The 13,069-nt window shown below is 35.7% G+C and carries 14 protein-coding genes and 1 pseudogene; all 15 read left to right on the top strand.

Annotated features, from left to right (window positions below):
* Window positions 1–62 precede the first annotated feature (62 nt).
* The 15 genes and pseudogenes from murA (at window position 63) to scpB (ending at window position 13,015) form a co-directional block, all read left to right on the top strand.
* Window positions 63–1,299 (top strand): annotated as a pseudogene (murA, locus tag OTJ99_RS13155) (UDP-N-acetylglucosamine 1-carboxyvinyltransferase).
* Between the two features lie 45 nt (window positions 1,300–1,344).
* Window positions 1,345–2,079, top strand: coding sequence for a cell division protein FtsQ/DivIB (locus OTJ99_RS09615; RefSeq protein WP_045165653.1), 735 nt, complete (start codon window positions 1,345–1,347; stop codon window positions 2,077–2,079).
* A gap of 5 nt (window positions 2,080–2,084) precedes the next feature.
* Window positions 2,085–2,828 (top strand): DUF881 domain-containing protein, encoded by a 744-nt coding sequence (locus tag OTJ99_RS09610; protein ID WP_045165654.1) that lies wholly within the window; start codon window positions 2,085–2,087, stop codon window positions 2,826–2,828.
* Between the two features lie 7 nt (window positions 2,829–2,835).
* On the top strand, window positions 2,836–3,201 hold the full coding sequence (locus OTJ99_RS09605; protein ID WP_045165655.1) for a small basic family protein: 366 nt from the start codon (window positions 2,836–2,838) through the stop codon (window positions 3,199–3,201).
* On the top strand, window positions 3,194–4,276 hold the full coding sequence (gene ftsZ, locus OTJ99_RS09600; protein ID WP_045165656.1) for a cell division protein FtsZ: 1,083 nt from the start codon (window positions 3,194–3,196) through the stop codon (window positions 4,274–4,276). Before OTJ99_RS09605 ends, ftsZ begins: the two co-directional genes overlap by 8 nt.
* A 189-nt stretch (window positions 4,277–4,465) precedes the next feature.
* Window positions 4,466–4,948 carry a sigma-E processing peptidase SpoIIGA gene (locus tag OTJ99_RS09595; RefSeq protein ID WP_268748499.1) on the top strand — a complete coding sequence of 161 codons (483 nt, stop codon included), beginning with the start codon at window positions 4,466–4,468 and terminating at the stop codon, window positions 4,946–4,948.
* Entirely contained in the window at window positions 4,920–5,300 is a 381-nt protein-coding gene (locus tag OTJ99_RS09590; protein WP_268748500.1) for a sigma-E processing peptidase SpoIIGA, read from the top strand. Before OTJ99_RS09595 ends, OTJ99_RS09590 begins: the two co-directional genes overlap by 29 nt.
* A gap of 20 nt (window positions 5,301–5,320) precedes the next feature.
* A complete protein-coding gene (gene sigE, locus OTJ99_RS09585) occupies window positions 5,321–6,109 on the top strand; it encodes an RNA polymerase sporulation sigma factor SigE (RefSeq protein ID WP_235374778.1) in 789 nt (262 codons plus the stop codon).
* A gap of 32 nt (window positions 6,110–6,141) precedes the next feature.
* On the top strand, window positions 6,142–6,909 hold the full coding sequence (gene sigG, locus OTJ99_RS09580; RefSeq protein ID WP_083943544.1) for an RNA polymerase sporulation sigma factor SigG: 768 nt from the start codon (window positions 6,142–6,144) through the stop codon (window positions 6,907–6,909).
* Window positions 6,910–7,031: 122 nt separating this feature from the next.
* Window positions 7,032–8,693 (top strand): AMP-binding protein, encoded by a 1,662-nt coding sequence (locus tag OTJ99_RS09575; RefSeq protein WP_045165657.1) that lies wholly within the window; start codon window positions 7,032–7,034, stop codon window positions 8,691–8,693.
* Window positions 8,694–8,772: 79 nt separating this feature from the next.
* The gene (gene lysA / locus OTJ99_RS09570) at window positions 8,773–10,074 is read left to right on the top strand and encodes a diaminopimelate decarboxylase (protein WP_045165658.1); all 1,302 of its coding nucleotides are present in this window, start codon (window positions 8,773–8,775) and stop codon (window positions 10,072–10,074) included.
* A gap of 22 nt (window positions 10,075–10,096) precedes the next feature.
* Window positions 10,097–10,729 carry a site-2 protease family protein gene (locus tag OTJ99_RS09565; protein WP_200889479.1) on the top strand — a complete coding sequence of 211 codons (633 nt, stop codon included), beginning with the start codon at window positions 10,097–10,099 and terminating at the stop codon, window positions 10,727–10,729.
* A gap of 53 nt (window positions 10,730–10,782) precedes the next feature.
* Window positions 10,783–11,760 carry a tryptophan--tRNA ligase gene (gene trpS, locus OTJ99_RS09560; RefSeq protein WP_045165659.1) on the top strand — a complete coding sequence of 326 codons (978 nt, stop codon included), beginning with the start codon at window positions 10,783–10,785 and terminating at the stop codon, window positions 11,758–11,760.
* Window positions 11,757–12,464: a segregation and condensation protein A gene (locus tag OTJ99_RS09555; RefSeq protein WP_045165660.1), complete on the top strand. Its 708-nt coding sequence runs from the start codon at window positions 11,757–11,759 to the stop codon at window positions 12,462–12,464. The genes trpS and OTJ99_RS09555 overlap by 4 nt, the downstream gene beginning before the upstream one ends.
* A gap of 14 nt (window positions 12,465–12,478) precedes the next feature.
* Complete coding sequence (scpB, locus tag OTJ99_RS09550) at window positions 12,479–13,015, top strand: SMC-Scp complex subunit ScpB (RefSeq protein ID WP_045165661.1); 537 nt, start codon at window positions 12,479–12,481, stop codon at window positions 13,013–13,015.
* Window positions 13,016–13,069 lie beyond the last annotated feature (54 nt).

The raw sequence follows: 13,069 nt of genomic DNA, 5'->3' as shown, positions 1-13,069 counted from the left end.
AAATATCAAGGCTTACGAATAAAATAATATGCGACACATATGGAACCTATTTAGGTGTAAACATGGAAGAAAAACTTATAATTGACGGTCCAACGTTTTTAAATGGTGAAATTGATGTTGAGGGATCAAAAAATGCTGCTCTTCCTATTTTGACAGCCTCTATCTTAGCAAAAGGACAGGTTATAATTAAAAATGTACCTGACATTGCTGATGTAAGACACACGCTTAGGATACTTGAATATCTTGGATGCAAAACAGAATTTGAAAACGATATTGCCTTTATTGATCCGGCTTCAGTTGACAAATTTACAATACCCCCACAGTATGCCAAGATGATGCGCTCAAGTATATTATTTCTTGGAGCAATTTTGAGCAAGTTTAGGAAAGTAAGACTTACAAACTATCCTGGGGGGGTGTGAGATAGGTCAAAGACCAATTGATCCTCATATATCTGCATTTTTGCAGCTTGGCATAGATGTTTTTGAGTATGACAACACAATTGAATGCAGATGTGATGTTGTAAAAAGCGGGGAAATATTTTTTGCCACTACCATCTGTTGGAGCGACCGAGAATATTATACTTGCTTCAATTTTTTGTGATGGTGAGGTTATAATAAAAAACGCTGCAAAGGAGCCAGAGATAGCAGATCTGTGCCATTTTTTAAACAAGCTTGGAGCCAGAATAAAAGGTGCCGGTACACACACAATTAAAATTGAAGGAGTAAAAGAACTAAAAAATAACATAGTTGAACATGTAGTCATTCCTGATAGAATTGTTACTGGGACATATCTCTGCGCAGTTGCAGCTTGTGGTGGAGAAGTATTATTAAAAGGTGTCTTGCCACGTCATTTAGATTCTATACTCCACATTCTAAAAGGTGCAGGGTGTAAAATAAAGGAGCAAGGCTAAAAGGGAATCAAAGAATAACAACACACTACTATCCAGGGTTTCCAACAGACCTTCAGGCACCAGTTTGCAGTGTATTTTCTGTAGCAGAGGGTATGACAATAATAAAGGAGACAATATTCGAAAACAGGTTCAAACATGTTCCAGAGCTCAATAAGATGGGCGCGAGAATACACGTGGAAAAAGATATAGCCATTATAAATGGGGTAGAAAAGCTAAGAGGATGTCAGGTCTTTGCACAGGATTTAAGAGGTGGTGCGGCGCTTTTAATTGCAGGACTTTGTGCTGAAGGCACAACAGAGCTTTTAGGGGTTGATCATATTGACAGGGGATATGAAAGGATAGAAGAGAAATATTCAGCCTTGGGTGCTAAGATTAGAAGGATACACTGAAATTGTAATTTGTATTTGATATCATAAGGTGAGTGAAAATGACAAATGGGTAGATTGGTGAGAAAGATTATTGTATTGTTGCTTTTAGTTCTGATAACACTTGTATTTGTTTTCAGATTAGATTACTTTAACGTGAAAGAATTTAGTATACATAATTTGAAAAGAGTCAAAAAAGATGATATTATAAAAATACTACAACAATATCAAAATCAGAATATACTGAGTATAAATACAAAAGAAATTAGACAAAAACTTTTAGAAAATCCAGAAATTGAAGATATCAGGATTACAAGACGTCTACCAAATGTATTAGTTTTGGAGATTTATGAAAAAGAAACAATTGGTCTTATAAAGTATTTAAATTCTTATATAGAAATTGATAAAAATGGGTATGTAATAAGAATAGAAGGGGACTTACCCAAAAAAACAATAGTATTTGAAGGACTTAAAGTAAATGAGGCGATGGTTGGCAAAAAACTTGATGTAGAGGATCATCTTCTACTTGATGAGGGTCTGCAGGTGGCAAGTAGTTTGAAAAATTTTGATGTTTTTAGGAAATTTGATGTTGACCATGTTGTTGTTTTATTGAAGAATATCAACAACGTTGAACTTAAAATGGACAAGCTGCTGGTTAAAGTAGGAGATATCTCAGAGATAGATTATAAATTGAAGCTTTTGAAAAGTGTGTATGACAAGCTTCCGAAACGTATAGAAGGGACAATAACTCTTAATTCAAATGGAATAGCCACATTTAGTCCAAACACTGAGGAGGAAAACTAATTATTATGAAATTAAAGGTAAAAAAACCAACAGGTGGACAGATTGCAACTGCGATTTTACTACTCATTTTAGGAATTTTAATTTCAATGCAGATAAAGAGTGTTAAACAGAGCAATGAACTGAAAAACCTTGAAAAAGCAAGAGCCATTGAACTTGCTGAACAGATAAACCAGCTGAGAAAGGAAAATAGCAGTTTGAGGGCTCAAATCTATGAGCTGGAGAGCAAGATTAAAGAGTACCAAGATTCTGCCGCAAGTATTAGCAAGACGACAGAGCTTTTAAAAGATGAACTTGACAAGGTAAAGATATTGGCGGGACTTACAGACGTTGAGGGACCTGGTATAATAATTACACTTGACGACAGTAAGCTTCCTGCAACACCGAATGTTGACCCAAACAGCTTTCTTTTGCATGATTCAGATATCCTGCAGGTTATAAATGAACTGAGGGCAGCAGGAGCTGAGGCAATATCAATAAATGACCAGAGAATAGTGGCTACAACAGAGATAAGATGCGCAGGTCCAACAATCAGTATAAACAATACACGCTATTCTGCCCCGTACATAATAAAGGCTATTGGTGATCCCAAAATTTTGAAAAATTCACTGATGATGCGGGGTGGTATTATAGATCTTTTAAAAGAGTTTTCTATTGAGGTTAAAATTGAAGAAGCTTCAAATATTGTAATTCCAAGGTATACAGGGACTTTGAAATTCAATTACGCAAAGATAAAGAGTGAGGGAAGTTGATGAGAAGATGGTTGTACTTATACTTGCATTGGTAATAGGTATCTTAATAGGAATGTTTATTCCAGTGAGTATTCCACAGGATTATTCCTCATATGTTGCGGTAGGACTTCTTGCAGCACTTGATTCAATTTTTGGTGCTTTGAAATCGACCTTGAAGGGTGATTTTAAAATTGACATATTTATCTCAGGTTTTGTTGGAAATACATTAATTGCTATGCTTTTTGCATATTTGGGCGACAAGCTTGGTATTCCTTTGTACCAAGCGGCAGTTGTGGCGTTTGGGGTCAGAATTTTTCAGAACTTTGGTGAGATGCGAAGAGTGCTTTTGCTAAAAAACAAGAGTTTAACTAAGGAGGAGAACAAGAATGATTAGTTTTGACACTGAAAAAATGACTGTTGCTCAGCTAAAAGTAATTGGTGTTGGTGGGGCGGGTAATAATGCAGTAAATAGGATGATTGATGTTGGAGTCTCTGGAGTTGAATTTATTGCAGTAAATACAGACAAACAAGCTCTGCAGCGTTCTAAAGCTCATTATAAGATTCAAATAGGTGAAAAGATAACAAAAGGACTTGGAGCAGGAGCCGATCCGGAAATTGGGAGAAAAGCAGCAGAGGAGAGCAAAGAAGACATTGCGCAGGTTTTAAAAGGTGCTGACATGGTATTTATAACAGCGGGTATGGGTGGTGGTACAGGAACAGGTGCGTCACCTGTGGTTGCTGAGATTGCAAAAGAGCTTGGAATATTGACTGTTGCAGTTGTCACAAAGCCGTTTAAGAGTGAAGGTGCAAAACGCAGAATCAATGCAGAAAAGGGAATTGAGGAGCTCAAGAAGATTGTAGATACCATAATAATTGTGCCTAATGATAGGCTGTTTATGCTCTCAACAAATAAGAGTCTAAAAATATCAGATGCCTTCAGAATGGCAGACGATGTTCTAAGGCAGGGTGTTCAGGGCATTTCTGATATAATATTAAATCCGGGGCTTATCAATGTTGACTTTGCAGATGTTAGAGCTATTATGATGAATAAAGGATATGCACATATGGGTATTGGGAAGGCAAAGGGCGATGATAAAGTTCTAAAGGCCTTGGAGCAGGCTATTAACAGCCCGCTTTTAGAAACATCAATAAAAGGTGCAAAGGGAGTTTTAGTAAATTATACAGGTAACCCAGAAGAGCTTCTGCTTGATGAGATTGAAAAGGCAAATGAACTTATCTCATCTGAGGCGGATGAGAATGTCAACTTTATCATGGGGATTGTGTTCAACGAAGAGATGAAGGATGAAGTACAAGTCACTGTCATTGCAACTGGCTTTGATTCCATTGAAGAAAACCAGCAGAGTCAACAGAGCAGTAAGATTTCTTCATCAAAAGTGGGTAATTTGCAGAGCCTTTTCCAGGACGATGATATATTTGAGATACCAATATTCTTGAAGAACAAAAAATAAAAAACAAGTCAAAATGAAATGAAATCCCCCTGTAATATGGCAGGGGGTTTTTTAATGTAGAAATGTAAGGGAATTTGTAAGAAAGAAAAATTTAGTTTATTTTGTATTTTGACATAAATTTTACTTGTAGAGAAGTATAATTATTACATAGAAATACCATTCTGAAAGGCACAATATTTTGAATAAAACATGATTATTTATGCTGACGTTTATGTTCTGGAAAACCTGGTTATCAACTACTTTATCTTGCTGACAACTGCATATTTTACAAAAACAAACGTTAATAGTTTCAGAATTCTTTTAGGAAGTATTATTGCCTCAATCTATTCTCTTTTACAGTTTTATCCTCTCATGCAGTTCTTATATTCAGTATTTGGCAAGATGGTTGTGTCTGTATTAATTGTGTATCTTACCTTTTGGCCAAAAGAATTTTTAGTCTTTCTAAGACAGCTCCTGAGTTTTTATCTTGTCACAATAATGTTTGGTGGTATGGTGTTTTTCCTCTATTATATAACAAAAGATACCTTTGTGGTTGGTATTCAAATAAAACTTAAAAATGTACTAATAGCTCTTGGTTGTTCTTTGATTGTGCTTAAACTCTCATATGAGCTAATAGTCAAGAGAATAATACAAAGAATCCCTTATGAGATACATAAAATTCAAGATAAATGACGCAGAATACAACTGCATAGCCTATGTTGATACAGGGAATAATCTAAGAGAGCCGTTTTCAGGAAGACCTGTGGTGATAATTGAGAAAGATTTATTGAACGAAAATTGTAAGCAAGCAGATATATCTGCTCAAAATTTAGAAAATCTTCAAAAACAGCTTGGCAACAGAATTGTTCTCATTCCTTATAACTCTATTGGACAGGAACATGGAGTTTTAGTTGGAGTAATACCTGATGAGTTTTACATCTCAGACAACAAAAGTACATGGACAAAGAAGGACGTGGCAATTGCCCTATATGACAAAAAGATATCAAGCAGGTATTCAACCTTGCTTGGTCCTGATTTAATCTGATTTTTAAGGAGGGGTAAAGAATGGAATTTAGATCAAGACTTTTGAATTATGTTTTGGGCCTTTTAAAAAAGCTTGGTTTTCAGCTTTCTGATTCACAAATAACTGAATTATTTTATGTTGGTGGATGTGAAACATTATCGCCTCCACTTACTCCAGAAGAAGAGACTGAGGTTTTGAATAAGATTCATTATGAAGGAAAGGAAGAACTTAAAAAAGTACTTATTGAGAGAAATTTGAGACTTGTTGTGTATATAGCAAGGAAATTTGAAAATACCAAGGTCAACCTTGAAGATTTGGTACCAATTGGAACAATTGGTCTGATTAAAGCAATAAATACATATAACCCTCACAAAAATATCAAGCTTGCAACGTATGCGTCAAAGTGTATTGAAAATGAGATTTTAATGTTCTTAAGGAGAAACTCTCACAGAAAACTTGAACTTTCGATAGACGAGCCATTGAATATTGATTGGAATGGGAATGAACTTTTGCTTTCTGATGTTTTGGGAACTGACACAGAAGGTGTTTATAGCAGTATTGAAAACAATATAGAAAAAGAAGCGCTCTTAAAAGCAATACAAAAACTTCCAAAGAGAGAGAAAAGAATTGTTGAGTTAAGATTCGGATTTGGAGATGAAGGTGAAAAAACACAAAAAGAGGTTGCTGACTGCTGGGGATTTTTCAAAGTTACATCTCACGTCTTGAGAAAAAGATTATTACAAGGCTTAAAAAAGAACTGGCAAAGATTATATAAGATGAAAATTACTTTCAGAATAATTGCCTCCCTCACAGTAAATAATAAACCTTAGCAAAACTTTTGAAAAAAGGGGGAGGTAGTATTTTGAACAAAGTAGAGATTTGTGGGGTTAACACTTCCACTCTCCCTGTACTAAGTCATGAGGAAAAAGTTGAACTTTTAAAGCGAATGAAAAATGGAGATAAAGAAGCGCGCAAACAATTCATAGAAGGTAACTTGAGACTTGTCTTAAGTGTTGTTCAAAAGTTTGCAAACCGTGGTGAAAATTTAGATGACATTTTTCAGGTTGGTTGCATAGGTCTTATCAAAGCTATTGACAACTTTGACATATCCCAAAATGTCAAATTTTCAACATATGCAGTGCCAATGATAATTGGGGAGATAAGAAGGTATCTTAGGGACAACAATACAATGAGAATATCAATGTCATTGAAAGACACAGCCTATAAGGCACTTAAAATAAAAGAAAAGTTTATAAGCCAAAATAATAGAGAACCATCATTAGAAGAAATAGCCAAAGAGCTTTCTATATCAAAGGAAGACCTTGTTTTTGCTCTTGACTCTATTCAAGAACCTATTTCCCTCTATGAACCAGTCTTCCAAGATAGCACTGATACAATGTATGTGGTTGACCAAGTCAGTGACCAAAAATCTTGCGAAAGTGTATGGCTTGAAGAGATATCATTGAAAGATGCCTTGAGCAGGCTCACAAAACGCGAAAAAGAGATTTTATACCTGAGATATTACAAAGACAAAACACAAATGGAAGTAGCAACTATTGTTGGTATTTCACAAGCGCAAGTGTCAAGAATAGAGAAAAGTGCAATTGGACATATTAAGAAGTATATTTAGTTTTTCTCTGTTGACAATTTATGCATTGAAAATTTATAATAATCTAAAGTTGTCATAAGCCTTTTACCTTATTCACAAAGTAAGGTAAAAGGCTTTATAAATTTTAAGGGGGCAATGGCAGGATGGCTTTGATTGATATGACTATTCCTGATTATTTTGATATGATAGCAAAAAAGTATGCAGAAAATCTTGCTGTAATTTATCATCATAAAAAAATTTATCTCACATATACTGAGCTAAAAAAAATGGTAGAAGATGCAGCAAAGGGATTTATGGCAATAGGAATTCAAAAAGGTGAACATGTTGCTGTGTGGGCAACAAACAGGTTAGAATATCTTATCTCTATTTTTGCTCTTGCAAAGATTGGAGCTGTTTTGGTTACAGTAAACACTAACTACAAAATCTACGAACTTGAATATCTGCTAAAACAATCAGATAGTTCAACTCTCATATTTATAGAAGGTTTTAAAGATTCTAATTATCTTGAGATTGTAAAAAAACTAAATCCTCAGCTTGCTACTTGTGAAAAAGGAAAACTTGAGAATCCGAATTTACCATATTTAAAAAGACTAATTTTCATTGGAGAAGAGCCTCAAAAAGGGATGTATACTTGGAATGAAGTTGTAGAACTTGGGAAGAAGGTTACAGACGAAGATCTTTACCAAAGACAAAGAAGCCTGCATCCTGATGAGGTTATAAATATGCAGTACACCTCTGGAACAACAGGGTTTCCAAAAGGGGTTATGCTCACACACAGAAATATTCTAAACAACGCTTATGCAATTGCTGAGTGCATGAAACTCACTCATAAGGACAGGCTTTGTATTCCTGTTCCATTTTTCCATTGTTTTGGACTTGTACTGGGCATCACTGCTTGTGTAACAAAAGGTGCTACAATGGTACCTCTTGACCATTTCAATCCACTTATGGTAATGGAAACAGTCCACTATGAAAGATGTACGGCTCTTCATGGTGTACCAACAATGTTCATTGCAATCCTGCAGCATCCTGATTTTGACAAGTTTGATTTTTCTTCACTCAGAACTGGTATCATGGCGGGAGCACCTTGTCCTATCAAAGTTATGAGGGAAGTTGTTGAGAAGATGAATATGAAGGAAATAACAATTGCATATGGTCAGACAGAAGCATCTCCTGTGATAACTCAAACAAGGGTAGACGACCCGCTTGAGTTTAGAGTGTCAACTGTGGGGAAGCCATTAGAAGGTGTTGAGATTAAAATAGTTGATGTAAACACAAAAAAAGAGGTGCCAAACGGGACAATTGGTGAGATTTGTGCAAGGGGCTATAATATCATGAAAGGGTATTATAAAATGCCTGAGGCAACGAGGCAGGCAATTGACCAAGATGGTTGGCTTCACACAGGGGATTTAGGGTACATAGACCAAAATGGATATTTGAGAATTACTGGAAGGCTCAAAGACATGATAATAAGAGGTGGGGAAAATATATATCCGCGTGAAATAGAAGAGTTTTTATACACACACCCTGCTGTCAAGGATGTTCAGGTGGTTGGAGTTCCAGACAAAGTCTATGGTGAGGAGATAATGGCGTTTATAATTTTAAAAGATGGGGCAAAAGTTTCTGAGGAAGAGATAAAAGAATATGTAAGGCAAAACTTATCACGTCACAAAACCCCCAAATATGTCATGTTTGTCGATAGCTTTCCTACAACTGCTAATGGCAAGGTCCAAAAGTACAAGCTTCGTGAGATGGCGATAGATATGTTAAATCTTCACGATGCAGCAAATATTGAAACAGCCTAAAAATGTTGCAAAGTGTGGGTTGAATCTAAACAAATTAATATGTTAGAATTATTAAAACCGTTTTTGGAGGGAAGAAAGGATGCAGCTTAGATACAACCTTGAAATATCGCCAAAGGGCAATCTTTCATGGGAAGGGATTGACCTTCTTGATTTGATAGGGATGTACGGAACACCTCTTTATGTTATGAATGAGAGAATGATTAGGGAAAATATAAATAGATTCAAAAACGCATTACAAAAATATTTTGGAGAAAATGGACTGATAATCTATGCCTCAAAAGCTTTTTGTACAAAAGCAATGTGCCAGATTGCAAAACAAGAAGGGATAGGACTTGATGTTGTCTCAGGCGGAGAGCTTTACACTGCTCTTTCGGTAGATTTTCCAACTGATAAAATATTTTTCCATGGAAATAACAAAACATATGATGAGCTTGAAATGGCAGTTGAAAAGGAAGTAAAAATTGTAATTGACAACTTTGATGAGCTTGAGATGCTGAGTCTTATTTGTGAGACAAAGGCAAAGCGTGCAGATGTTCTTATCAGAGTAAAGCCGGGAATTGAAGCACACACTCATGAATTTATTCGAACAGGTCAGATAGACTCTAAGTTTGGTGTTGCCCTTGAAAACGGTGAAGCATTTTCAATGGTGAAAAAGATATTAGAGAAAAAGCAGCTAAACTTACTTGGCCTTCACTGCCATATAGGTTCACAGATTTTCGAGACAGCACCATTTAAGCTTGCAGCAAGGGTTATGCTTGAGTTTATATTAAAAATAAAGAAAGAACTTGGTTATGAAATAGAGATTTTGGATTTAGGCGGCGGATTTGGTATTAAATACACTGCATTTGACCAGCCACCTCAATTAGAAAAGTTTATAGAGGCTATAGCTGAAGAGGTAGAAGAATTTTGCCAGCAAAAAGGGCTCAAAAAACCTTTTATAGTCTTAGAGCCAGGGCGTTCGATTGTTGGTGAGGCTGGAATTACTCTTTACACAATCGGTAGTATAAAAGAGATTCCCAATGTCAGAAACTATGCATCTGTTGACGGTGGCATGACAGACAATCCCCGCTATGCACTTTACCAGGCAAAATATGACGCATATGTTGTTGAAAATCCGCTTGGCGAAAAGACAAAAGTTTACACAATTGCAGGAAGATGTTGCGAGTCGGGAGATATACTCATTAAAGACATAAAACTTCCTGAGCTAAAAACAGGGCAGCACCTTGCTATCTTAGCAACAGGTGCATATAATTATTCTATGTCGAGCAATTACAACAGATTTCCACGTCCGGCGGTTGTACTTTTAAAAGACGGACAAGCTAAAGTGATTGTGAAGCGTGAGACATATGAAGATATAGTCAGAAATGATTTAGAAATATAAAAGGTTGTGGAGAGAAAGAATTATGAGTCTGCCAGATATTTCAACGATGTTACTTAGAATTCCAGGTCTTTTATTCGCAATATCTGTACACGAAGCAGCCCATGGATATGTTGCTTATTTGCAAGGAGATGATCTTCCAAAAAGGCAGGGAAGGATTACATTAAATCCGCTGCCACATATTGATATTTTTGGAATAATCGCTTTGATGTTATTTGGTTTTGGGTGGGCAAAACCTGTTTTAACAGACCCGAGAAACTACAAAAATCCAAAGGTCGGTATGGGAATTACTGCTTTGGCTGGACCTGTAGCAAATATTTTATCTGCAATTGCATTTGCTCTAATTTTAAAGTATGTTGACAGTTACAGTCTTATTTCAAACAGGTATATTTTAGTTATGCTGCAGCAGGCATATTTAATAAATGTATATCTTGCTGTGTTTAACCTCTTACCAATACCGCCACTTGATGGCTCGAAAATATTATTTCTATTTGCACCAGCAAAATATATGGAATTTTACGATAGATTTGAAATAATTGGGCAGATAATACTAATTGCATGCATATTCTTTGCACCGTATCTGCTTTCGTTTGTACTGCAACCAATTGCTTATTTTATCTTTAGTTTCATAGATATTATCGTGAAACTATTTCCTTAAAAGTTTTTTTGGAATGTAAAATTTGAAACATCAAAGGATGGGAGAAGGTTAGAATGAAAAGGGTTTTATCAGGTACAAGACCGACAGGTATTTTACATTTGGGCAACTACTTTGGTGCAATAGAAAGTTGGGTAAAACTCCAAGACCAATATGAATGTTTCTTTTTTGTTGCTGACTGGCATGCACTTACAACAGGGTATGAAGATACTTCAAATTTAAGAGAATATACAAAACAGGTAGTTATTGATTTTTTGGCATGTGGGCTTGACCCAAATAAGTGCACAATATTTGTTCAGTCGCATGTGCCAGAACACGTGGAGCTTCATCTTTTGTTTTCAATGATAACGCCACTTTCTTGGCTCTACCGGTGCCCAACTTATAAAGACCAGATGAGAGAGCTAAAAGAGCGAAATATCGCGACATATGGTTTTTTGGGGTATCCCTGTTTGCAAGCAGCAGATATCTTGATATACAAAGCTGAGCTTGTGCCGGTTGGGGAAGACCAGCTTCCACATTTGGAACTGACAAGAGAAATTGCAAGAAGGTTCAATTACTTGTATGGACAGACTTTCCCAGAACCACAACCAATTTTAAATACCGTGAAAGTTTTAATTGGCACAGATGGACGAAAGATGAGTAAAAGCTATGGCAATACAATTGCTTTGTCTGAAGATTTAGAAAGTGTGAGAAAAAAGGTAATGAACATGGTCACAGACCCTGCAAGAATCAGAAAGAACGACCCTGGTCATCCTGAGGTTTGTACTGTATTTGCTTATCACAAGATTTTTAGTCAAAATTCCATTGATGAGATAGAATCAAGTTGCAGGGAAGGGAAAATTGGCTGTGTTGAATGTAAAAAGAAGCTGTTTGAAAGTCTTTCTCAGTTTTTAGAGCCAATTCAAAGTAGAAGAAAAGAGCTTGAAAATGATATAGACTATGTTTTTGGTGTGATTGAGGAAGGTGCAAAAAAGGCACGCGCTATTGCATCCAAAACATTAAAAGAGGCAAAGGATAGGGCAGGGCTGTTATGAGCTTTGAGGTAAAGCTTCCCAATTTTGAAGGGCCGCTTGACCTATTGCTTTATCTTATAAAAAAGGAAAAGATAAACATCTACGAAATTCCAATTGCTGAGATTACTAATCAGTATCTAATGTATATAAAGCATTTAGACAGCATAAATGTGGACTCTGTATCTGAATTTTTGGTTATGGCAGCAACACTTTTGGAGATTAAATCAAAGATGCTTTTACCAAAACTGCAACAGGAGGAAGAGGACCCAAGGCAGGAACTTGTTGAAAGACTTAGAGAGTATCAAAAGTACAAAGAGGTGGCAATTTACTTAAAAGAAAATCATCCGTATAGAGAAAGTTACAAAAGAGCAGTTAGTTTTGAAACTTTTGAGAAGGATTTTGCAATAAAGCTTGAGATAAATAAACTTTTTGAGGCATATAGAAATGTTTTAACAAAAAGAGAAACAATTCCTGTTGAAAATGAGAATGACAAGAAGCTCCAAGAGATAACTAAAAAGCCAACAATTTCTATTTTAAAGGTGATAAGACAAGTCCTTGAGCATATAAAACAAAGAGGTGCTTTATATTTTAGCGCTCTTATAAAAGGAATTTCAAAAGAGGAGATAGTGTACAGATTTTTAGCTATTTTAGAGCTATGTAAATTAGGACATATTTCTGTACATCAGCAAAAGATGTTTGACGACATTAAAATTACAAAAAAGTAGCGAGGTTCAAAAAGATGGATAAAATGGCTGCAAAGTCAGTGATTGAAAGTATACTTTTGTTAAGTACATCACCGCTTGAAATAGGCAAAGTTGCAAAAATTTTAGGTATCTCTGAAGAAGAAGTAGAAAATTATGTTGAGGAGCTGAAAGAAGAGTACATTGCAGAGAAAAGAGGTTTTTTGATTGTAAAAGAAGAAAAAGGATATGTTTTGATTACAAACCCTGAGAATTCAAAGTATATAAAAGAGTATTTTGAGTTTGAACAAAAACAGTCTTCACTTTCACAGGCTGCATACGAGGTGCTATCTATAGTTGCACTAAATGGACCAATAACAAGACAGGAGATAGAAAAAATAAGAGGGGTTAACTGTGAAAATGTAATAAAAAATCTGCTGGAAAAAGGGCTTATAAAAGAAGCGGGTAGGCTTGACACAATAGGAAGACCGACTTTGTATGAGGTGACAGAACTTTTTTACAACTCCTTAGGGATAAAAAATTTAGAAGAATTAAAACAAAAGCTTGTTGAAGCTAAAGAGGATACATCAATTTGATGTATCCTCTTTTTGTTTTGTGGGAATAATTATAATAAAGTTTGTCCTCTGAGA

It is taken from the genome of Caldicellulosiruptor naganoensis (assembly GCF_026914285.1).
Taxonomy (GTDB): Bacteria; Bacillota; Thermoanaerobacteria; order Caldicellulosiruptorales; family Caldicellulosiruptoraceae; genus Caldicellulosiruptor; species Caldicellulosiruptor naganoensis.
This window is presented reverse-complemented; position numbering and strand designations above follow the sequence as displayed.

Excerpts from the sequence above, each read along its gene's own strand:
- OTJ99_RS09615 (WP_045165653.1), top strand. The coding sequence starts at position 1,345 with ATGGGTAGATTGGTGAGAAAGATTATTGTATTGTTGCTTTTAGTTCTG.
- OTJ99_RS09610 (WP_045165654.1), top strand. The coding sequence starts at position 2,085 with ATGAAATTAAAGGTAAAAAAACCAACAGGTGGACAGATTGCAACTGCG.
- OTJ99_RS09605 (WP_045165655.1), top strand. The coding sequence starts at position 2,836 with ATGGTTGTACTTATACTTGCATTGGTAATAGGTATCTTAATAGGAATG.
- ftsZ (WP_045165656.1), top strand. The coding sequence starts at position 3,194 with ATGATTAGTTTTGACACTGAAAAAATGACTGTTGCTCAGCTAAAAGTA.
- OTJ99_RS09595 (WP_268748499.1), top strand. The coding sequence starts at position 4,466 with ATGATTATTTATGCTGACGTTTATGTTCTGGAAAACCTGGTTATCAAC.
- OTJ99_RS09590 (WP_268748500.1), top strand. The coding sequence starts at position 4,920 with ATGAGATACATAAAATTCAAGATAAATGACGCAGAATACAACTGCATA.
- sigE (WP_235374778.1), top strand. The coding sequence starts at position 5,321 with ATGGAATTTAGATCAAGACTTTTGAATTATGTTTTGGGCCTTTTAAAA.
- OTJ99_RS09575 (WP_045165657.1), top strand. The coding sequence starts at position 7,032 with ATGGCTTTGATTGATATGACTATTCCTGATTATTTTGATATGATAGCA.
- lysA (WP_045165658.1), top strand. The coding sequence starts at position 8,773 with ATGCAGCTTAGATACAACCTTGAAATATCGCCAAAGGGCAATCTTTCA.
- OTJ99_RS09565 (WP_200889479.1), top strand. The coding sequence starts at position 10,097 with ATGAGTCTGCCAGATATTTCAACGATGTTACTTAGAATTCCAGGTCTT.
- trpS (WP_045165659.1), top strand. The coding sequence starts at position 10,783 with ATGAAAAGGGTTTTATCAGGTACAAGACCGACAGGTATTTTACATTTG.
- OTJ99_RS09555 (WP_045165660.1), top strand. The coding sequence starts at position 11,757 with ATGAGCTTTGAGGTAAAGCTTCCCAATTTTGAAGGGCCGCTTGACCTA.
- scpB (WP_045165661.1), top strand. The coding sequence starts at position 12,479 with ATGGATAAAATGGCTGCAAAGTCAGTGATTGAAAGTATACTTTTGTTA.